The sequence below is a fragment of the Streptomyces diversicolor genome, assembly GCF_057537855.1.
Genome location: NZ_BAAJXA010000011.1, coordinates 90,053 through 111,179, shown reverse-complemented (window position 1 = coordinate 111,179; position 21,127 = coordinate 90,053). Strand labels below are relative to the sequence as shown.

The following is a 21,127-nucleotide window of genomic DNA, read 5'->3' as shown; positions in this document are numbered from 1 at the left end:
GGGCCTCTTGGTCAGAAGCCTAGTTTGCGGAGTTGTTTTGGGTCGCGTTGCCAGTCCTTCGCCACCTTTACATGCAGGTCCAAGAACACCGGCGTGCCCAGCAGCGCCTCGATCTGCTTGCGGGACTTGATGCCGACGTCCTTCAGGCGCTTGCCCTTGGGGCCGATGACGATGCCCTTCTGGCTGGAGCGTTCGATGTAGAGGTTGGCGTGGATGTCCAGCAGCGGCCGGTCCGCGGGCCGGTCCTCGCGCGGCAGCATCTCCTCGACGACCACGGCGATGGAGTGCGGCAACTCGTCCCGTACCCCCTCCAGCGCGGCCTCGCGGATCAGCTCGGCCACCATGACCTGCTCGGGCTCGTCCGTGAGGTCGCCCTCGGGATACAGCGCGGGCCCCTCGGGCAGCATCGGGATCAGCAGATCGGCGAGGAGTTCCACCTGCCTGTCGCCGACCGCCGACACCGGGACGATCTCCGCCCACTCGATGCCCAGCTCCTTGCCCAGCGCGTCGACGGCGATCAGCTGCTCGGCGAGTGCCTTGGAGTCCACCAGGTCGGTCTTGGTGACGACGGCGACCTTCGGCGTCTTCTTGATCCCGGCCAGCTCCTTCGCGATGAAGCGGTCGCCGGGGCCGATCCTCTGGTCCGCGGGCAGGCAGAAGCCGATCACGTCCACCTCGGCCCACGTGGTGCGCACCACATCGTTCAGCCGCTCCCCCAGCAGGGTGCGCGGCTTGTGCAGGCCGGGGGTGTCGACCAGGATCAGCTGGGCCTCGGGGCGGTGCACGATGCCCCGTACCGTGTGCCGGGTGGTCTGCGGCCGGTTCGAGGTGATCGCCACCTTCTGCCCGACCAGCGCGTTCGTGAGGGTGGACTTGCCCGCGTTGGGGCGGCCCACGAAGCAGGCGAAGCCGGCACGGTGTACGGCCTCGGCCGACTGCTCGGATGACTGGGTACGAACGCTCATGCCGCCCATTGTCCCTGATCCCGAACCCGGCCCGTACCGCCCGCGGCGGGCACCGGCACCTGCCCACGTAACGGTGGGTCACCGAACCGTCACCCCGCACGGGCAGGCGCGGGCGCGGGCCGGCGGTGTGCGCGGGTCCGTGCCCGGATCAGCAGGGTCACGCCGGTGGCGGCCGCGGCGGCAGCCAGCGTCAGCACCAGCCAGGGAAGCGCCAGGAACGGGGCGCTCGCCGACTGCCGTGTACCGGTGGCGTGTGCCGTCAACGTGACCTTGCCCCAGTCGAGTTGGGGCGCGTCGCGCCACGGCGCGGTGAGCCGGACGCGCTGCCCGGGCAGCAGTTCCGCGGGGAGCCCGGTCAGGTGGCGGCTCAGCAGCGTACGGCCGAACAGCCCCCGTATCCCGAGTTCCACCCGCGGATCAAGGGTGACGTTGCCGGTGTTGTGCAGGGTGTAGGAGATGACCGCGGTGCTGTCGCCGAGGCCGGGAACGAGCGGCTGGTGATGGCTGATACGGACCCGCTCGACAGCCAGCGCGGGCAGCGCGGGCCCGCTCACCCGCAGATAGACCCGGGCGCCGACGGCCCGGCGCACGCCGAGCGCAACCGAACCGACGCCGGGCTCGATCCGCTCGTCGATCGCCACGAGCGCGCCGGGGTGGTCGCCCGGTTCGGCGTCGGCAGGCACCCGCAGGGTGAAGGGCACCGTGACGGTGCCGTGACCGGGAACGGTGATCCGGGACCTCGCGGGCCGCGCCCACGCGCCGATCCCCCGCATCCGCTCGCCGGGCGACCGCACGGCGAAGCCGCCGTCCCGTGCGGTGTTGTAGGCGTCGGCCGCGTACAGCCGGAAGGTGCGGGGCTCGGCGGTCTTGTTGGCGACGACCACCTTGTCCGCGATGTGCTGACCGGGGTCGGCGGAGAGAAGGAAGTACGGCCGTGCGGCGACACGCGAGGAGACGGGGTGGACGGACCAGCTGCCGTTGTCGGCGGCCCGCGCGGGCGTGACCGCGAGGCCGAGGAGCAGCCAGCACAGGCTCAGCAGGAGGGCGTACGGCTTGCGCATGGGTGCGGACCCCCACGGGCGTAGGTCGTGGCGGTCGGGCGGGTGCGGCCCCCGTGCGGGCGGGCGCCCGGCCGCCGGAGTCGGGCACGGTCAGGTGAGGGTGAGCGTGAGCACGCCGGAGTAGCCGCCCGGAGGCGTGAACGCCGGCACGTCCAGGGACAGCCCGGCGTCGACGGTGAACTCACCGCCGGTCAGCGTGCCGTCCGGGGCCTGGGCCAGCGTGGCCCCGGAAGCGCCCACCGGGCCCGCCGAACCGGCCCCGCAGGTGCTCGGGCTGCCCGGCTTCGTCGCGCAGGCGGGACGCCAGCTCAGCTTCCCCGCGTCGATCCGGCCGCCGGGGCCGGTGAAGTCGGTGACCTTGCCGGTCAGGGACCAGCCGGCGGGTCCGCCGCGGAAGTCCTTGACGGTCACCGTCCGCAGCTCGCCCGTGGCGGCGCCGCCCCGGCCGAACTCGACCGCCGACAGCGCGACGGAGTCCCCGGCCTGGGACATGGACAGGGTGCCCGCCTTGACGGTGGTGGTCAGCTTCTGGCTGCCGTCGGGGACGGGCGTGGTGTCGTCGACGACGTAGGCCGCGGGTCCGGCACCCAGGTCGGCGTTCCACGCGTCGCCCTCGTAGGCCACGATCCCGGTGGTGGCCGGGTCGTTGACGACGAGGGAACCGCTGAAGGAACCCCGGGCGTCGGCGGTCGCGGTCGCCGTGTCCGCGGTCTGTGCGGCCCCGGACCGCCCGGCCAGGGTGACGCGCGCGCCCGGTGTGAAGTCGCTGCCGCTCACGGTGACCCGGTCACCCGGCTTGCCCGATGCCGAACTCAGGGAGATGGCACGGGAGTTGGTGGGGGTGCCGGTGGTCGCCGTGATGGTCTGGGACACCGGGGCGGGCGGGTTGGTGACCGTGCAGGGGGTGTCCAGTTCGAGGATGTAGCTGGTGTGGATGTTGTAGTCGCCGGGTGCGAGGGTGATCGCACCGGGCGTGGTGACGGTGAACGTCCCGGTCATGGAGAACGACGGGAAGGCGCCCCTCCCCGGCACCGGCGGGTTCTTCTTCGGCCCCGCCACCGTGATGCTGCCGCTCTGCGCGCCGCCGAGGGTGACCTTCCCGGTCGGGGTCATGATGTCGGCCGGCAGCGCGAGGTCGGTGGGGTTGCCCGCGGCGGCCGTGACCACCGTGTAGGTCACGGTGACGGTGTCGCCGACCTTGGGGCTTGCGTCGTCCACCGAGATGTTCGCGGTGGTGGTGCCGTCGATGGGCGGCAGGCCCGCGATCGCGGGCGGGATGCAGTGGGTGGCGAAGTCCACGTCGCTGCCCGTGGCGCCGGCCGGGCAGGCCAGGGCGCCGCCCGCGGTGACCGCGAGCGCGGTCGCGCCGAGCAGGGCCGCCCAGCGCCACCGGGTGGATCTTCGGAGTGTCGAACCCATGGGCCCCCTCCTGAGGGTTGCGGGCGCAGCGGCTCGGCTGCGCCGACAGGGGGCCATTGATGTGGAGGCCGCGTGAGAAGTCAATGGAGATGCGGCAGGAAAACTGACGGAGCATCAGCTTCCCTGCCGCGGCCGTGCGTCGGACCGGCTCCCGGTCAGTTGAACACGAACGGGCCCGGCGACTGGTTGCCGGTCGCCGTACAGGTGATGGTGATGCCGAAGATCGTCATCTGCAGTGAGCCGCCGTGCGCCTCCAGGCTGTCGCCGGAGGCCACGGTGCCGTTGAGCGGGCCGACGGTGACCGGGTCACCGGCGGCCATGGCGGGGTTCTTCTTACCGCTGAAGACGGTGCTGCCGCCGCCCGCCTTGACCATCGTGAGCTTGGAGGTGATCGAGTCCGCCGACAGCGCCAGCGGTGCGGTGACCGCGGTGGACTTGAGGGTCAAGGTGGCCGAGGTGCCGTTCTGGGTGGCGGTGAGCGTGGCCGCGCCGCCGCCGAAGATCCCGCAGTCGGCGGTGATCGTCGCCGTCTGCGGGGTGACGGCCAGGGCTGCGGGCGCGAAGGCCAGCCCGGTGACCGCGAGGGCCCCGACCGCCAGTGCCGCACCGGTTGCTGTTCGCTTGCCTCTCATGGGAATCCGGCTCCCTTCCCGATGTGTGGGAATGCCATGTGGGGATGGACGGGAGGTACGCCCCGACGGACACCCCCGGACCAGGTGGGTGCGGACACCCTGCCGGGGGCTGAAACTGACGGTCCGTCGGAACTCGCGCTTCCATTGACACGCAAGGCCCAGACCCCGACAAGGCAAATTTCCAGCCGATTCCCAGGCCACAAGCACCTACCGGACAAACCGCGCCCCGCAAGGGGCGCGGGGAACTGCGCGACCAGCCACAACGCACCCGCAGTGAACGACGGCGCGCCGCGGGGGTTCAGTCGGCGGACAGGGTCAGTCGGAGTTCACCGTCGGCGCCAGCCACCAGCACCGGCGTGCCCGCGCCACCGAGATCCCGTACGGCGGCCAAGTCCTCCGCGGCCACACCCTCCGCGTCGGTCACCACAGCCGCCGCCTCAAGGGACTTCGCCCCGGACGCCACCGCCATCGCCACGGCCGTCCGCAGCGCGCTGAGCCGCAGGGAGTCGAGTGCGACGGTCCCGGCGACATAGGTGCGCCCGGTCTCGTCCCGTACCGCCGCGCCCTCGGGCACGCCGTTGCGGGCCCGTGCGGAACGGGCCAGGGTGACGATCTTGCGGTCCTCGGGGTCGAGCCCGTTGCTGTCGGTCATGCCCCCGAGCATACGAAGCCCCGCGCACCCGGCCGCCCCCGGGCGGCGAACGGCGTCAGGGGCGGTCCAGGCGGAGCCGTTCGGCGCGCGGCAGTCCCGCGACGACCAGGTCGTACGAGTCCTCGATCAGCTCGTGGACCAGACGGTCCGGGAGTTCCCCGTCGACCGTGACGGTGTTCCAGTGCCGCTTGTTCATGTGCCAGCCCGGGACGATCAGGCCCGGATGCTCGCCGCGCAGCCGCACCGCGTCCTCCGGATCGCACTTGAGGTTCACCGTCAGCGGCGTGGCACCCAGGTTGGTCAGCGCGAACAGCTTGCCCAGCACCTTGAAGACGGAGGTCTCGGGGTTGAACGGGAAGTCCTCCACGCTCGCGTTGAAGGACAGGCAGACGTCACGCAGCTCCTGCGGCGTCACTCGGCATCCTTCTCGACGGGCGCCCCGACCGCGGCGACCGGCTCCACCAGCACCGTCACGATCTTGTTCCGGCGTCCGGCCGCGGCCTCCGCCGTCAGCCGCAGCTCCCGGCCGTCCGGCAGCTCCACGACCGATGTGGCACCCGCGATCGGCACCCGGCCCAGCGCCTTGGCGAGCAGCCCGCCGACGGTCTCCACGTCCTCGTCGTCGTACTCCTCAAGCCCGTACAGCTCGCCGAGGTCGGTGATGTCGAGGCGGGCGGTGACCCGGTAGCGGTCGTCGCCCAGCTCCTCCACGGGCGGCAGCTCACGGTCGTACTCGTCGGTGATCTCCCCGACGATCTCCTCCAGGATGTCCTCGATGGTGACGATGCCGGCCGTGCCGCCGTACTCGTCGATGACGACCGCGACGTGGTTGCGTTCCTTCTGCATCTCGCGCAGCAGGTCCCCCGCGTTCTTCGTGTCGGGCACGAACACGGCGGGCCGCATGGCCGTCGACACCACGTCGTTCTCCGCGTCACGGCTGATGTGCGTCTTGCGGACCAGGTCCTTCAGATACACGATCCCGACGATGTCGTCCTCGCTCTCCCCGGTGACCGGGATACGCGAGAAACCGGACCTGAGGGCCAGGGTCAGGGCCTGGCGGATCGTCTTGTAGCGCTCGATGACGATCAGGTCGGTCCGCGGGACCATGACCTCCCGCACCAGGGTGTCGCCCAGTTCGAAGACCGAGTGCACCATGCGGCGCTCCTCGTCCTCGATGAGCGATTCCTGCTCGGCCAGGTCGACCAGCGCGCGCAGCTCCGCCTCGGAGGCGAACGGGCCGCGGCGGAAGCCCTTGCCCGGGGTGAGGGCGTTGCCGATGAGGATGAGCAGCGACGGGATCGGGCCCATCACCCGGGCCAGCGGCACCAGCACATACGCCGCCGCGGTGGCCGTGTTGAGGGGGTGCTGCCGGCCGATGGTGCGCGGCGAGACGCCGACGGCGACGTACGACACGAGGACCATGACGGCCATCGCGATGAGCAGCGCCTCGGCGGTGGAGCCGGGGAACTCCTCCAGGCAGGCGTAGGTGACCAGCGCCGCCGCCGCCATCTCGCAGGCGACGCGGACCAGCAGCGCGACGTTGAGGTAGCGGGTGGGGTCGGCGGCGACCTGGGCCAGCTTGGCGCTGCCGCGGCGGCCGGACTTCACCGCCTCCTCGGCGCGGAAGCTGGAGACGCGCGCGAGACCCGCCTCCGCGCAGGCGGCGAGCCAGGCGACGACGATCAGCGCGATCGCGCCGAGAACGATCTGCGGACTCATGCGGACCCGCTTACGAGACCGTGGGCGCCGGGGACGGGCCGGCCAGGCCCTTCTCCGCGCGCCAGCCGTCCACGATGGCCGCCTGCAGGCCGAACATCTCGGCCCGCTCGTCGGCCTCCTCGTGGTCGTAGCCGAGCAGGTGCAGCACCCCGTGGACGGTGAGCAACTGAAGCTCCTCGTCCATGGAGTGCTGCGTCGGGGCCTCGGCCCCCTGCTTCGCGGCGACCTCCGGGCACAGCACGATGTCGCCGAGGAGTCCCTGCGGGGGCTCGTCGTCGTCCTTGGCGGGCGGCCGCAGCTCGTCCATCGGGAAGGACATGACATCGGTCGGGCCCGTGAGGTCCATCCACTGGATGTGCAGCTGCTCCATGGCGTCGGCGTCCACGACGATCACCGAGAGCTCGGAGAGCGGGTGGATGCGCATCCGCGCGAGCGCGTAGCGGGCGATGTCGAGGATCGCCTGCTCGTCTACCTCGGTGCCGGATTCGTTGTTGACGTCGATCGACATGCTCGTGCTGGTCTACTTCCCCTTGTGCGCGTGGCCGGCCTTGCCGCGGGCGCCCTTGTGGGTGCCGTTCTCGGTGCCGTGCCTGCTGTCGTACTTCTCGTACGCGTCGACGATACGGCCCACCAGCTTGTGCCGTACCACATCGCGGGAGGACAGCCGGGAGAAGTGGACGTCCTCCACGCCGTCCAGGATGTCCTGCACCTGGCGCAGACCGGACTTGGTGCCGTCCGGCAGGTCGACCTGGGTCACATCGCCCGTGATCACGATCTTCGAATCGAAGCCGAGCCGGGTGAGGAACATCTTCATCTGCTCGGGGCTGGTGTTCTGCGCCTCGTCCAGGATGATGAAGGCGTCGTTGAGAGTCCTTCCACGCATGTAGGCCAGCGGGGCGACCTCGATGGTGCCGGCCGCCATCAGGCGGGGGATCGAGTCCGGGTCGATCATGTCGTGCAGGGCGTCGTAGAGCGGGCGCAGGTAGGGGTCGATCTTCTCGTAGAGCGTGCCCGGCAGGAAGCCGAGGCGTTCGCCTGCCTCGACCGCGGGGCGGGTCAGGATGATGCGGTTGACCTGCTTGGACTGCAGGGCCTGCACCGCCTTGGCCATGGCGAGGTAGGTCTTGCCGGTGCCGGCGGGGCCGATGCCGAAGACGATCGTGTGCTTGTCGATCGCGTCGACGTAGCGCTTCTGGTTGAGCGTCTTGGGGCGGATCGTGCGGCCGCGCGAGGACAGGATGTTCTGCGTCAGCACCTGGGCCGGGGTCTCCTGGCCGTCGCTCTCCCCGTTCTCGCTCGCCTTGAGCATGGCGATCGAGCGTTCCACTGCGTCCTCCGTCATCGGCTGCCCGGTGCGGAGCACCAGCATCATCTCGTCGAACACGCGCTGGATGAGGGCGACTTCACCGGGGTCGCCGACCGCGCTGATCTCATTGCCCCGGACGTGGATGTCGGCCGCCGGGAAGGCCGTCTCGATCACGCGCAGGAGGGAGTCGCCGGAACCCAGCACGGTGACCATCGGGTGCTGGGCGGGGACCGTGAACTGTGCTCTCGCCTGCTCCTGCGCGGGGGTGTGAGCTGTGGGTGTCTGAGTCATGGGCCGGCGCTTAAGGCCTGCGGTTCCTCCTCTTCACGGCCGCGTAGCTGAGGGCGGCCTCGCGCTTCCAAGAGTACGACGGTGCACCGACAACACCGTAGGGCTTTTCGCCCACGCACCACATGCCTGCCGCCCGAACCCACCCCGCCCCGGCTCCCCCGAACCGCCCTCGCCCCGCGGCCCCAGGACGCCCACCGGTCTACTCCGAACGGGTGAGCGACTCGGTTCCCCCGCGACGACCGGACCCGGGGAAGGGTCCCGGGACAGGGCGGGTCCGGGTCGGTCCGCGCGGGACGGACTCGGCGAGAGTCGACGCAAGGACGTCGGCCGGGCTCGGGAGAGCCTGGGCACAGGACGGAGGCCGACCCGGTTCGGGAGCCCTGACACAGGGCGCCGACGGGCCCGGGGAGAGACCGGGCACAAGGCGCAGGCCGGGCTCGGGACAGCCCGGAACGGCTTCGCCTGCGACAGCCCAGGGGCGGGCCGCCGCCCCCAGTGGACCGGACCGGTGCGGAAGCCTCCCGGACGGGCCCACAGGCCGGGACAGGAACGGTCTCGCGGTTCCTCGGGGCGAGGCCATGGCCCGCGATCCAGCCGCCTCGACGCTGTGCGGGCGGGCAGGGCGGCGCTTGGCGCCGGGGTGGGCTGGCCCCGGTCCGAGACCCGTCGGCGCCGTCACCGCGCTGTGCGCGGCCGACGTGCTCGCCCGCCGCTGCCCGTCGTGGGCTGGGACTGCCGCCTCACGGCGGTGCGGCGGCGGCTCTCGCCCGGTTCTCCTCGGTGTCCCGGGGCCGTGGGCGGTTCTCGGGCGCCGAGCTGTTGTCGGCCGGCCCCCGGTAGACCGGGTGCGGCGGGGGTCAGGTCGAGCGGCGGAAGCCGATGGTGGGGACCGCTCGGCGGCGGGGCCACGACCGTGCGGGTTCCTCCGGTACCAGGCGCTCCAGGAACGCGTACCGGCGCAGCGCCGTCGGGTCCTGGCCGTCGACCGACTGCACCCTGCGCCACCACGATCCGATCTCCGACCAGCCGGGCGCCGACAGGGACCCGCCGAACTCCTGGACGGACAGCGCCGCGGTGAGCCCAGCGAAGGCCAGCCGGTCGGCCAGCGGCCAGCCCGCCAGGGTGCCGGTGACGAAGCCCGCCACGAAGACATCGCCGGCACCCGTCGGATCAAGGGCCTCCACGGCGATCGCGGGAACCTCCGCGGTCTCCTCGGTCCGCCGGTCCACCGCGTACGCGCCCTCCGCACCGAGCGTGACCACGGCGAGCGGTACGTGTTCGGTCAGCGCGTGCGCCGCCGACCGGGGGCAGCGGGCGCCGGTGTAGCGCATCGCCTCCTCGGCGTTCGGCAGGAACGCCTCGCAGTGCTCCAGATCGGTCAGCCCGGACAGGTCCCAGGCGCCCGTGTCGTCCCAGCCGACGTCCGCGAAGACGCGGGTGCCCTCGCGGGCGGCCTGGGCGATCCAGGGGGCGGGCGCGCCCGGCGTCAGCGACGCGACCGCGGCACGCGCGCGTGGCGGGCAGTCCGGTGCGGGTTCCTCGGGCGGCGGTTCGTGCCCGTGGGAGACCATCGTGCGCTCGTCGTCGTACGCCATCGAGACGGTCACCGGGGAGTGCCAGCCGGGTACGGTGCGCGACGCGGACAGATCGATGCCCTCGCCCTGGGCGAGGGCGTCCCAGCAGTACTCGCCGTAGTGGTCGTCGCCGAACGCCGCGGCGAGGGAGGTGCGCAGGCCGAGCCGGGCCAGGGCCGTGGCCATGTTGGCGACCCCGCCGGGGCTCGATCCCATGCCGCGCGCCCAGGACTCCGTTCCGCGCACGGGGGCCGCGTCGAGGCCGGTGAAGATGATGTCCAGGAAGACGGTGCCCGTCAGGTAGACGTCCCAGGGTGGGTCGCCGGGGGCGCGCAGGACGGCCAGCGGGTCGACGTTGACCTGGCCGTGCTGGGGCTGGGTGAGGTGCTCCGGTTCCTCTCCGGCAATCGTGTGAGACGCGGTCACGGTGCGCTCCCTGACGTGGTGCGGATCAGGCCAGTGTGCCTTGCGCTCCGCTGGGGTGGGGGGTGGCACGCTGCTCAGCCCCGTGTCGGCGTGCGGGCCATGCCCGGTGCGGGGTCCGTTGAGTGCGGGTGCGTTGTGGCTGATCGCGCAGTTCCCCGCGCCCCCTGCGGGCGCGCTGACCTGCCCCGTGTCGACAGGCGGACCGTGCCTGGAGCGGGGTGGCCGGCCTGGTTCGTTGGGTGCGGGTGCGTTGTGGTTGAGCGCGCCGTTCCCCGCGCCCCCTACGGGGCGCGCTGCCCTGCCCCGTGTTGGCAGGTGGGGTGTTACCAGCGGGGGGTGGTGGGGGTGGTCCACTGGGGGTGGGCGGCTCGCATCGCGGCCGCGTCGTCGCGATCCCTGAGCGTGCCGTCGTCGGCGGCCCAGCGGCGGTGCAGGAACTCCAGGCGGTCCCGGTCGAGTGCGATGCCGAGGCCGGGCGCGTCCGAGACGGCGACCTTGCCGCCGGTGAAGGTGAGGCGTTCGGTGAGGACGTCCTCCGACTGCCAGGGGTAGTGGGAGTCGCAGGCGTGGTGGAGGCCCGGGACGGTGGCCGCCACGTGGGTCATGGCGGCCAGGCTGATCCCCAGGTGGGTGTTGGAGTGCATGGAGACGCCGACACCGAAGGCGCGGCAGACGGCGGCCAGTTGCTGGGTGTTGCGCAGCCCGCCCCAGTAGTGGTGGTCGGAGAGCACCACCTGGACGGCGCCCGTGGTGAAGGCTTCCTGGATCTCGGCGAACGTCGTCACGCACATGTTGGTGGCCAGCGGGACGGGGGTGCCCGCGGCGACCTCGGCCATCGCGGGCGTGCCGAGGGTGGGGTCCTCCAGGTATTCGAGGACGTCGGCGAGTTCCTTCGCCACCTTCAGCGAGGTCGCCACGGACCAGGCGCCGTTGGGGTCGAGCCGCAGCGGGTGCCCGGGGAAGGCCCGGGCCAGCGCGCGGACGGCGGCCGTCTCCTCGTCGGGCGGGAAGACGCCGCCCTTGAGCTTGAAGGAGGTGAAGCCGTACCGCTCCTTGAACAGGCGTGCCTGTGCGACGATCCCGGCCGGGTCGAGGGCGGCACCCCAGTCGTCCCGTTCGCAGGCCACACCCTCGGGATGGCCGGCCCACTTGTAGAAGAGGTACGCGCTGTACTCGACGGCGTCGCGCACCTTGCCGCCGAGCAGCGCGTGCACGGGCAGGCCGAGCGCCTTGCCGAGGGCGTCGAGGCAGGCGACCTCGAACCCGGAGACGATGGACAGCCGCAGCTTGTCGGCGCTCTGCACGCCGCGCAGCCCGCCGACGTCGACGGCGTGGCTGACCCGGGACGAGTCCACGGCGATCTCGTCGGCGACCGTGAACAGGCCGTTGAGGTCGGACACCTGACGTCCTGTCAGCCGCTCGGCGAACGGCCGGGCCAGCTCCAGGTACTTGGTGTCCCCGTACGTCTCGCCGATGCCCGTGACGCCGTCCGCGGTCAGCACCTCGATGATCAGACGGGGCGTGTAGGGCTGGTGCACGCCCTGCGTGTTCAGCAGCGGCGGGTCGGCGACCAGGATCGGGGTCAGCCGTACGTCGGTGATGGTCAGGTCACGGGTCACAGGGCGGCACCCTCATCCATATATGAAGACAGAGGTTATGGAGGTGAACCACAGGCGTCAACGGTCCCGAGAGGATGCTGGATCGTGGCCGTCACGCTGCCGCCCCCAGCCCCACCCAGACCCCGCTGTGGAAAACCGCTACGCGAAGGTGTACGCGTCCACCTCCGCCAAGTACCTCGCGCGGCGCTCCTCGTCGTCCTCCAGGAACGACGCCAGGAAGGAGTTGCGGGCCAGCTCGCGCAGCCGGTCCTCGGTCAGGTCAAGCGCCTCACGCACCGCGTCGAAGGTGTCGCCGACGTAGCCGCCGAAGTAGGCCGGATCGTCGGAGTTGAGCGTGCACATCAGCCCGGCGTCCAGCATCGCGGGCAGCGGGTGCTCCGTCAGGGTGTGCACCGCGCGCAGCCGCACGTTGGACAGCGGGCACACGGTCAGCGGGACGCGTTCCCGCACCAGCCGTTCGACCAGCGCCGGGTCCTCCAGGCAGCGCAGCCCGTGGTCGACGCGCTCGGCACCGAGCACGTCCAGCGCCTCGGCGATGTACTCCGGCGGCCCCTCCTCGCCGGCGTGCGCCACCCGCCGCAGCCCGAGCGCCGCGGCGGCCTCGTACACCTCGCGGAACTTCACCGGCGGATGCCCGGCCTCGGCCGAGTCCAGGCCGACACCGGTGATCCGGTCGAGGTGCGGCCGGGCCGCCTCCAGGGTGCGCAGCGCCGACTCGGCGGACTCGTCCCGCAGGAAGCACATGATCAGCCGGGTGGAGACGCCGTGGTTCTGCTCGCTGCTGCCGAGCGCACGCCACAGCCCCTCGACGACCGTGTCCATCGCCACTCCCCGGGCGAGGTGTGCCTGCGGGTCGAAGAAGACCTCCGCGTGCCGCACGCCCTGGGCTGCGGCGCGGGCCAGATAGGCGTCGGCGAGGTCCGCGAAGTCACGCTCGGTGCGCAGCACGGCCATGAGTTCGTAGTACAGGTCGAGGAAGGACCGCAGGTCCTCGAACCGGTACGCCGTACGCAGTTCCTCGGTGTCCGCGTACGGGAGTTGCACGCCGTTGCGCTCGGCCAGCCGGAACGCCAGCTCGGGCTCCAGGGTGCCTTCGATATGGAGGTGCAGTTCGGCTTTGGGGATGGGCATCAAAGCATCGTACGGCCGTTTCACCTGCGCTTCGGAAACGGCACCCTCAGCAGGTCGTGCGCCACCGTCAGCTCGCCCTCGAAGCCCGCGGCCCGCGCCTGCCGCTCGAACTCCTCCGAGCCCGGGTAGCGCTGGCTGAAGTGGGTGAGCACCAGGTGCCGCACGCCGGCGTCCCGCGCCGCGCGGGCGGCCTGACCTGCGGTCAGATGGCCGTACTCCGTGGCCAGTTCGGTGTCCTCGTCAAGGAACGTGGACTCGATGACGAGCAGATCGCAGCCCTCGGCGAGCGCGTGCACCCCCTCGCACAGCCGGGTGTCCATGACGAACCCGAAGCGCTGCCCGCGGCGCGCCTCGCTGACCTCGTCGAGCGACACACCCCGCAGGACGCCCTCGCGCTGCAACCGCCCGATGTCCGGCCCGGCGATGCCGTGCGCGGCCAGCCGTTCCGGCAGCATGCGGCGCCCGTCGGGCTCGATCAGACGGTAGCCGTACGACTCCACCGGGTGCGACAGCCCGCGCGCCTCCAGGGTGTAGGCGGGGGTCACCGCGAGGGTGCCGTCGCGGTCCACCGGCGCCTCGGTGAGCGCGACGGTCTCGCGGTAGGCGGTGGCGTACCGCAGCCGGTCGAAGAAGCGCTGTCCGGAGCGCGGGTAGTGGGCGGTGACCTGGTGCGGCACCCGGTCCAGGTTGATCCGCTGGATCACGCCGGCCAGGCCCAGCGAGTGGTCCCCGTGGAAGTGTGTGACGCAGATCCGGTTCAGGTCGTGGGCGGCGACCCCGGCCCGCAGCATCTGGCGCTGGGTGCCCTCGCCGGGGTCGAACAGGATCCCCTCGCCGTCCCAGCGCAGCAGGTAGCCGTTGTGGTTGCGGTGCCGGGTGGGCACCTGGCTCGCGGTGCCGAGCACCACCAGTTCACGGACGGACATGGCGCCCTATCCGGGGGGCCACTGCAAGCCGCGACCGCCGAGGATGTGCGCGTGGGCGTGCCAGACCGTCTGCCCGGCGCCGCTGCCGGTGTTGAAGACGATGCGGTAGCTCTCCAGCTTGTCCTCGTCGGCGACGGCCTGGGCCTCGCGCAGCACGTCCGCGGCGAGCGACGGGGCGGCGGTGGCCAGGACGGCCGCGTCGCGGTAGTGCGCCTTGGGGATCACCAGGACATGGGTGGGCGCCTGGGGGTTGATGTCCCGGAAGGCGACCGTGGTCGTGGTCTCCCGGACGATCGTCGCCGGGATCTGTCCCGCGACGATCTTGCAGAACAGACAGTCGTCCTGCGGCGCACCGTCCGCTCGCTCCCCTGCCATGTGTGCCTCCTGACACCGGATGATCGCGTACGCCAGCATGGTAGCGAGACCACCCCCCACAACCGCGCCCCAAAGAAACCCGAGGAACCGCAACCAACCCGCACCCAAAAGACGACGGCTGACCCCCCAAGGGGCGCGGGGAACTGCGCGATCAGCCACAACAAACCCGCACCCAAAAGACGGCGGATGTCCCCGAAGGGGGGCGCGGGGAACTGCGCAACCAGCCACAACAAACCCGCACCCAAAAGACGACGGATGTCCCCGAAGGGGGGCGCGGGGAACTGCGCAACCAGCCACAACAAACCCGCACCCAAAAGACGACGGATGTCCCCGAAGGGGGGCGCGGGGAACTGCGCGACCAACCACAACGAACCCGCACCCAAAAGACGACGGATGTCCCCGAAGGGGGGCGCGGGGAACTGCGCAACCAGCCACAACAAACCCGCACCCAAAGAACGAACCCGCACTCAAAGAACGGCACATCCCCGAAGGGTCACGGCAAGGTCGGTGGAACCTTGGCGGGGTTGGACTCCAGCGCGGCCAAGGCCAGGGCCACCGCCTCGTCCAGTTGGGGATCGCGCCCGGCCGCCCAGTCCTGGGGCCGGTGCACCACCTCCACGTCCGGGTCCACCCCGTGGTTCTCCACGCCCCACCCGTAACCCTCCAGCCAGAACGCGTACTTGGGCTGGGTGATCCGGGTGCCGTCGACCAGGTGGTAGCGGTTGTCGATGCCGATGACGCCGCCCCAGGTGCGGGTGCCGACCACCGGCCCGATGCCGAGCGCCTTGATCGCCGCGTTGACGATGTCGCCGTCGGAGCCGGAGAACTCGTTGGCGACGGCCACCACGGGCCCGCGGGGCGCGTCCAGCGGATAGCTGAGCGGCCGCATGCCGCGCGGCACGTCCCAGCCGACGATCCGCCGGGCCAGCTTCTCCACGACGAGCTGCGAGGTGTGCCCGCCCCGGTTCTCCCGTACGTCCACGACCAGCCCCTCGCGGGCCACCTCGATCCGCAGGTCGCGGTGGATCTGCGCCCAGCCCGGCGCCTGCATGTCCGGCACGTGCAGATAGCCGAGCCGGCCGCCGGAGCGCTCATGGACGTACGCCCGCCGGTCGGCGACCCAGGCGTGGTAGCGCAGCGGCTCCTCGTCGTCGAGCGGAACGACGACGGTGTGCCGCAGATCGCCGCCGCCGGCCGGCGAGACGGTCAGCTCGACCGGCTGCCCGGCCGTACCGACGAGCAGCGGGCCGGGGCCGCTCACCGGGTCGACCGGCCGGCCGCCGACCGCGACGATCGCGTCCCCGGCGCGCACCGCGGCGCCGGGCGCGGCCAGCGGGGAGCGGGCGCGGGGGTCGGAGGTCTCCGCGGGCAGGATCCGGTCGATACGCCAACCGCCGTCCGGGTGCCGGGAGATGTCGGCGCCGAGCAGGCCCTGGCGGGCGCCGGAGCCGTAGCCGCCGCGGGGTATCACATAGGCGTGCGAGGCGCCGAGTTCGCCCTGCACCTCCCACAGCAGGTCGACCAGGTCGTCGTGGGTGGCGACCCGGGCGAGGACGGGGCGGTAGCGGTCGAGGACGCCCGCCCAGTCGACCCCGCCCAGGTCGGGCCGCCAGAACTGGTCGCGCATGATCCGTCCGGCCTCGTCGTACATCTGCCGCCACTCGGCGACCGGGTCCACGGTCTGCCGGACCCGGGCGAGGTCGACGGTGAGGCTGGTGTCGCCGTCGTCGTCATGGGCGGCCCGCCGGTCGCTGGGCACCACCCTCAGGCGCTCGTCGGTGCGCAGCAGGACGCGTTTGCCGTCGCCGCTGACCTCGAAGTGGTCGGCGTCGACGGCCAGGTGCTCGATGCGCTGCTGGACGAGGTCGTAGCGCTCCAGCTCGGTCTTGGGGTCCGGGTCGTCGGGCGTGGCCCGGGACGCGCCGAGGACGCCGCGCACCGGGTGGCGCAGCCACAGCACGCCGTCCTTCGCGGCGCGCAGGTTGGAGTAGCGGGCGGCCTCGACGGGGAACGGGACGATCCGGTCGGCCAGGCCCTCCAGGTCGATACGGGTCGCGGGGGTGCCCTCGCTGTCGGGTGTCTCCTCCCGGTCGGGGGTCTCGAACGGCCGCCCGTGCCGCTGCGGTCCGAACGGGGACGGCGTGGTCGCGGCCAGCGTGATCAGGTGCGGGCGGTCGCCGACCACGAAGGCCAGGTCGAGGACGTGCTCGTCGTACACCGGGTCGAAGGACCGGTTGGACAGGAAGGCGAGGTGTTTGCCGTCGAGGGTGAAGGCGGGCGCGTAGTCCTGGAAGCGCAGCGGGGTCGCCTCGGTGACCGACAGATCGGTGGTGTGGGCGAGCCGGAGCTGGCACAGCGGGTGCGGGCCGGGGTGTGACCAGGCGAGCCAGGCCGAGTCGGGCGAGAAGGCGAGCCCGGACACGTCGCCGTCCGCGCTGCGGTCGACCTCGCGCACCTCGCCGGTCTCCCGTTCGACGAGCAGCAGCCGGCCGTCGTGCGCGGCGACGGCGGCCCGGCTGCCGTCGGGTGCCATGGCCAGCTCCAGGACCCGGCCCAGCTGTCCCGCAGCGAGCCGGCGGGGCACGGCGCCGGGCACGGTGCCGGTCGCGGGGGCGAACTCCAGGGCGTCCTCGCCCTCGGCGTCGGTCACCCACACCACCCACTCCTCGCCGTCCGCGCGGAAGGTGCGCGGCAGCCGGGCCCGCACGCCGGACTGCGCGGCGAGGGCGCGGCTGGGGCCGGAGCGGTGGGTGACCCAGTGCACGGCACCGCGCACACAGACCGCGCTGCCGCGCGCGGTGTGGTCGGGGGACGCGGCCCCGAACCAGCGGGCCGCGTTCAGCGGGTAGGGCTGGAGGTCCAGGCCCGGACCGCCAAGGCGCAGGTCGAGGCGGAGCGGCTGCGCGCCGTCCAGGTCGTCGAGGAGCCACAGTTCGCCGGCGCTGGAGTAGACGACCCGGCTGCCGTCGGAGGCGGCGTGCCGGGCGTAGAAGCCGTCGAGCGGGGTGTGCCGGCGCAGTTCGGAACCGTCGGCGAGGGAGGAGTACAGGGCTCCGGTGCCCTCGTGGTCGGAGAGGAAAGCGATCCGGTCCCCCACCCACATCGGGCACTCGATGTTGCCGTCCAGCTCCTCGTGCAGCCGGACGAACTCCCCGGTGCCCTGCGCGTCGTCCGCCGCGTCGGGGGCGTTACCGTCGATCCACAACTTGCCCGCCGTACCGCCCCGGTAGCGCTTCCACCAGGCGGCCTCCCGGCCCATCGTCGCGGACAGCAGCACGGTGCGCGGCCCGAACGCCACGTCGCCGACGGGCCCGTACGGCAGGGTGGTCGCGGGTCCGCCGTCGAGCGGCACGGCCCGTGCCCAGCTGCGGCGCAGGCTGGGCTGGCCGTGTGTGCTGAGCGCGAGGACCCGGCCGTCCGGGGTCCAGCCGCGCACCTGGGTGCGCCAGCTCCCCCAGTACGTCAGGCGCCGCGCGGGTCCGCCGTCGACCGAGGCGACATGCACCTCGGGGGCGCCGTCGCGGGTGGAGGTCCAGGCGACGGCGGTGCCGTCGGGCGAGATGCGCGGCTGGGTCACCGGCACGTTGTCCGCGCTGAGCCGCCAGGCCCGGCCGCCGTCCAGGGGGGCGAGCCAGACGTCGTCCTCGGCGGTGAAGGCGACCAGATCGCCGCGCAGATGGGGAAATCGCAGATACGAAGAGGCTCGGGGGAGGCCGGCCGAACCCGCCGCGCTCACCGCGCCCGTCGATGTGGACTCAGTCACCCGATCACCCTATGCAGCGCGGGCCGCGGATGGACCCGGTTCGGATCACTTGCCCGCGACGGGACGGCAGGAGGGGTCCGTCTGGCACCACAGGGTGCGGGTGACGGTCACCGTGACGGTGGGGGCGGGCCGCGGCACGCTCGGGGGCCGGTAGCTGGCGGGCGGGGTGTAGGCCGGCCCGGGGGTGGCGTCGCAGTCACCCAGGCCGTTGACGTGGAACCGCTCCTTGCCGTCCACCGTGGCGAGCAGGTCGCCGCGGACGCAGGCGCCGTCGACGGCCTTGGTGACACGGCCCTTGACGGTGATGTCCTTCCCGTCCTCGGTGCGGCCCCGGCAGTCGACGGAGATGATCGTGCTCGCGGTGGACGAGGGCGGCCGGCCGGTCGCCGTGCCGCCGTCGCCGCCGGTGCAGCTGAGCCAGCTCACGTCGACGTGCTGCCGTTCGAGCCGTGCCGTCGCGGTCCTGTCGGTGGTGTACGCGACGGTCGCGGTGTTCAGGCCGCCCGGCTCGCAGGCCACCGCGCCGCCCACGGCCAGCACCGCGAGCCCCGCAACGGCCGTCAGCCGCGCCCCGCGGGGCCGGGGCCGAATCCACCTGAATACCCCCATGAAGGGCAGACTGCCACCGCCCCGCCCACCGCGACAGACCACAACCGGCCAGTCACCTGTACGTGTGAGCGGCCCCGCGGACGGGCCGACGACCGGTACGGCTCGCGAACTCCTCTGCGAGCCCACCCGGAGAGACGCCGACGGACGTCAGGACCAGCGACCGGTACGGTCCGGCAACGGTTGGCATGAGCCCCTCCCATGAGCCGGCTGACGGGCCGTCGATCGATGCCCGGGGGCGGCCCTGCCAACTCTTCGCGCCAGCCCGGCCCGGGAAGGGACCGACGGCCGTAGGAACCAGCGGCCGGTGAGGCCCGGCGGCTCTTCGCGCGAGCCCCGCCCGGGAGGCAGCCGGTGGGCTGTCGGCCAGTGGCGAGCGCGGCCCGAAGGCTATTCGTGGGAGCCCGGTCCGGGAAGGGGCCGGCGAGGTGTCAGGACCAGCGGCCGGCGCGGTCCGGCACCTGTTTGCGTGAGCCACACCCGGGAGACGGCCGACGGTCCGTCGACCAGAGCCCGATGCAACCCTGCCAACTCTTCGCGCCAGCCCGGCCCGGGAAGGGACCGACGGCCGTAGGAACCAGCGGCCGGTGAGGCCCGGCGGCTCTTCGCGCGAGCCCCGCCCGGGGGGGGCGGCCGGTGGGTTGTCGGCCAGTGGCGAGCGCGGCCCGGAGGCTGTTCGTGGGAGCCCGGTCCCGGAAGGGGTCGGCGGGGCGTCAGGTCCAGCGGGTGGTGTGGGACAGGAGGGCGGATGCGGCGGCGGTTCCGGCGGTCGATGTGCGCAGCACCGTGCGTCCGAGGACGTACGGCCGCGCGCCCGCCTCGGCGAAGAGCGCCAACTCCTCGGGCGAGATGCCGCCTTCGGGCCCCACGACCAGCACGATGTCGCCCTCGGCGGGGAGTTCGGCGGTGGCCAGCGGCTCGCTGCCCAGGTCGCGGTCCTCGTGCAGCACGACCGCGAGGTCGGCGTCGGCGAGCAGCGCGGCGACCTGCCGGGTGGTGGCCGCGTCCGCGATCTCCGGGAAGCGCACCCGGCGGGACTGCTTGCCGGCCTCGCGGGCGGTGGCGCGCCACTTGGCGAGCGCCTTCGCGCCCCGGTCGCCCTTCCACTGGGTGATGCAGCGGGCCGCCTGCCAGGGCACGACGGCGTCGACGCCGACCTCGGTCATCATCTCCACGGCCAGCTCGCCCCGGTCGCCCTTGGGCAGCGCCTGGACGACGGTGATCCGGGGCTGCTCCACGGGCTCCTCGACCACGCTCTCCAGGTCCATGAGGACGAGGCGGTCCTTGCCCTCGGTGGCCTTGACCACGCCCTCGGTCCAGCGCCCGCGTCCGTCGGTGAGCACGACGTCCTCGCCGGGCCGCAGCCGCTTCACGGACACCGCGTGCCGGCCCTCCGGCCCGTCGAGCACGAACTCCCCGCCGGACCCGCCCACTTCGTCCAGTGAGTCGACGACGAACACCGGCGCCGTCATCGCGTGTCGCCCCCGGCCGACAGCGCCGTCCTGGCCGCGTCGAGTTCGGCCGCCAGGGTGCGCACGAGCTGCCCGGCGGGCAGGTCACGGGCCATCCGGTGCCCCTGGCCCGCCCACAGCGCCATGCCCTGCGCGTCACCGGCCTTGGCGGCGGCCTTGCGCAGCGGCGAGGTCAGGTGGTGGACCTCCGGGTAGGCGGCGGGGGCGTACGGGCCGTGCTCGCGCAGGAACCGGTTGACCAGGCCGCGGGCCGGCCGGCCGGAGAACGCCCGGGTCAGCTCCGTACGGACGAACAGGGGGTTGGTCAGGGCCTGCTTGTGCAGGGCGGACGCGCCGGACTCGGGGGTGGCGAGGAACGCGGTGCCCAGCTGGGCGGCGTCCGCGCCGGCCGCGAGGACCGCGGCGATCTGGCTGCCGCGCATGATGCCGCCGGCGGCGACGATCGGGATGCCCACGGTCTCGCGGACCTGCGCGACGAGGGCGAGCAGCCCGAGGCCGGAGCCGTCGTTCTCCGGGATGTCGCGGTGGGTGCCCTGGTGGCCGCCGGCCTCGATGCCCTGGGCGATCACCGCGTCGGCGCCGGCCCGCTCGACGGCCAGGGCCTCCTCCGCGGTGGTCGCGGTGACCAGGGTGAAGGTGCCGGCCCGGCGCAGCGAGTCGATGGCCTCCCGGCTCGGGACGCCGAAGTGGAACGACACCACCGGCACGGGGTTGTCGAGCAGCACGGCCAGCTTGGCCTCGTAGCCGTCGTCCCGGCCGCTGTCCGGGTCGCCGAGTTCGGCCCCGTACCAGCCGGTCTCGCCGGCCAGTTGGTGCGCGTACACCTCGACGGCCGCCGCGTCGGCATGTTCCGGCTGCGGCAGGAAAACGTTCACCCCGAAGGGGCGGCCGGTCAGCCCCCGCAACTGCTTGATCTCCTGATACATGCCGTCGGCGGTCTTGTACCCGGCGGCGAGGAACCCCAGCCCGCCCGCCTCGGACACGGCGGCGGCGAGCTGCGGGACGGCGACACCGCCCGCCATGGGGGCCTGCACGATCGGATGTGGGCAGAGATCGGTCAGTGGGGATGACATGACCGCATGTTGTCACGTCCTGCGCACAAGTCCGAAACCGGCCTCCGCTTGGCATACTCCCCCGGCAACCGACGCCCCAGCACCCTCGGAAGGCACCCGTCACCCGGCGGAACAGCA

At 72.6% G+C, this 21,127-nt stretch carries 18 protein-coding genes; all 18 read right to left on the bottom strand.

Features of this window, described 5'->3' with window-relative positions:
- Positions 1-11 precede the first annotated feature (11 nt).
- Positions 12-965 (bottom strand): GTPase Era, encoded by a 954-nt coding sequence (era, locus tag AC27LF_RS15315; RefSeq protein ID WP_479658897.1) that lies wholly within the window; start codon positions 963-965, stop codon positions 12-14.
- A gap of 89 nt (positions 966-1,054) precedes the next feature.
- Positions 1,055-2,026 (bottom strand): DUF916 domain-containing protein, encoded by a 972-nt coding sequence (locus AC27LF_RS15310; protein WP_479658896.1) that lies wholly within the window; start codon positions 2,024-2,026, stop codon positions 1,055-1,057.
- A 90-nt stretch (positions 2,027-2,116) separates the two neighbouring features.
- Entirely contained in the window at positions 2,117-3,445 is a 1,329-nt protein-coding gene (locus AC27LF_RS15305; protein ID WP_479658895.1) for a WxL domain-containing protein, read from the bottom strand.
- A 155-nt stretch (positions 3,446-3,600) separates the two neighbouring features.
- Entirely contained in the window at positions 3,601-4,077 is a 477-nt protein-coding gene (locus AC27LF_RS15300; protein WP_479658894.1) for a hypothetical protein, read from the bottom strand.
- Positions 4,078-4,375: 298 nt separating this feature from the next.
- Positions 4,376-4,729, bottom strand: coding sequence for a cytidine deaminase (locus AC27LF_RS15295; RefSeq protein WP_479658893.1), 354 nt, complete (start codon positions 4,727-4,729; stop codon positions 4,376-4,378).
- 55 nt (positions 4,730-4,784) lie between these two features.
- Positions 4,785-5,144, bottom strand: a complete 360-nt coding sequence (locus AC27LF_RS15290; RefSeq protein ID WP_479658892.1) for an MmcQ/YjbR family DNA-binding protein — start codon at positions 5,142-5,144, stop codon at positions 4,785-4,787.
- Entirely contained in the window at positions 5,141-6,448 is a 1,308-nt protein-coding gene (locus tag AC27LF_RS15285) for a hemolysin family protein (protein WP_479658891.1), read from the bottom strand. The genes AC27LF_RS15290 and AC27LF_RS15285 overlap by 4 nt, the downstream gene beginning before the upstream one ends.
- Positions 6,449-6,458: 10 nt before the next feature.
- Entirely contained in the window at positions 6,459-6,956 is a 498-nt protein-coding gene (gene ybeY, locus AC27LF_RS15280) for an rRNA maturation RNase YbeY (RefSeq protein ID WP_404033318.1), read from the bottom strand.
- A gap of 12 nt (positions 6,957-6,968) precedes the next feature.
- Positions 6,969-8,045, bottom strand: coding sequence for a PhoH family protein (locus AC27LF_RS15275; RefSeq protein WP_479658890.1), 1,077 nt, complete (start codon positions 8,043-8,045; stop codon positions 6,969-6,971).
- Positions 8,046-8,902: 857 nt separating this feature from the next.
- On the bottom strand, positions 8,903-10,027 hold the full coding sequence (locus AC27LF_RS15270) for a carbohydrate kinase family protein (RefSeq protein ID WP_479659009.1): 1,125 nt from the start codon (positions 10,025-10,027) through the stop codon (positions 8,903-8,905).
- 341 nt (positions 10,028-10,368) lie between these two features.
- On the bottom strand, positions 10,369-11,664 hold the full coding sequence (locus AC27LF_RS15265; RefSeq protein ID WP_479660126.1) for a glucarate dehydratase family protein: 1,296 nt from the start codon (positions 11,662-11,664) through the stop codon (positions 10,369-10,371).
- Between the two features lie 138 nt (positions 11,665-11,802).
- Complete coding sequence (locus AC27LF_RS15260; RefSeq protein ID WP_479660127.1) at positions 11,803-12,795, bottom strand: adenosine deaminase; 993 nt, start codon at positions 12,793-12,795, stop codon at positions 11,803-11,805.
- 20 nt (positions 12,796-12,815) lie between these two features.
- The gene (locus AC27LF_RS15255; protein WP_479660128.1) at positions 12,816-13,721 is read right to left on the bottom strand and encodes a ribonuclease Z; all 906 of its coding nucleotides are present in this window, start codon (positions 13,719-13,721) and stop codon (positions 12,816-12,818) included.
- A gap of 6 nt (positions 13,722-13,727) precedes the next feature.
- Positions 13,728-14,096, bottom strand: coding sequence for a histidine triad nucleotide-binding protein (locus tag AC27LF_RS15250; protein ID WP_479660129.1), 369 nt, complete (start codon positions 14,094-14,096; stop codon positions 13,728-13,730).
- A 493-nt stretch (positions 14,097-14,589) separates the two neighbouring features.
- Positions 14,590-17,859, bottom strand: a complete 3,270-nt coding sequence (locus AC27LF_RS15245) for a S41 family peptidase (RefSeq protein ID WP_479660130.1) — start codon at positions 17,857-17,859, stop codon at positions 14,590-14,592.
- A 45-nt stretch (positions 17,860-17,904) separates the two neighbouring features.
- Positions 17,905-18,468, bottom strand: coding sequence for a hypothetical protein (locus AC27LF_RS15240; RefSeq protein ID WP_479660131.1), 564 nt, complete (start codon positions 18,466-18,468; stop codon positions 17,905-17,907).
- A 710-nt stretch (positions 18,469-19,178) separates the two neighbouring features.
- Positions 19,179-19,937, bottom strand: coding sequence for a 16S rRNA (uracil(1498)-N(3))-methyltransferase (locus tag AC27LF_RS15235; RefSeq protein ID WP_479660132.1), 759 nt, complete (start codon positions 19,935-19,937; stop codon positions 19,179-19,181).
- Entirely contained in the window at positions 19,934-21,010 is a 1,077-nt protein-coding gene (locus AC27LF_RS15230) for a nitronate monooxygenase (protein ID WP_479660133.1), read from the bottom strand. The genes AC27LF_RS15235 and AC27LF_RS15230 overlap by 4 nt, the downstream gene beginning before the upstream one ends.
- Between the last annotated feature and the right edge of the window lie 117 nt (positions 21,011-21,127).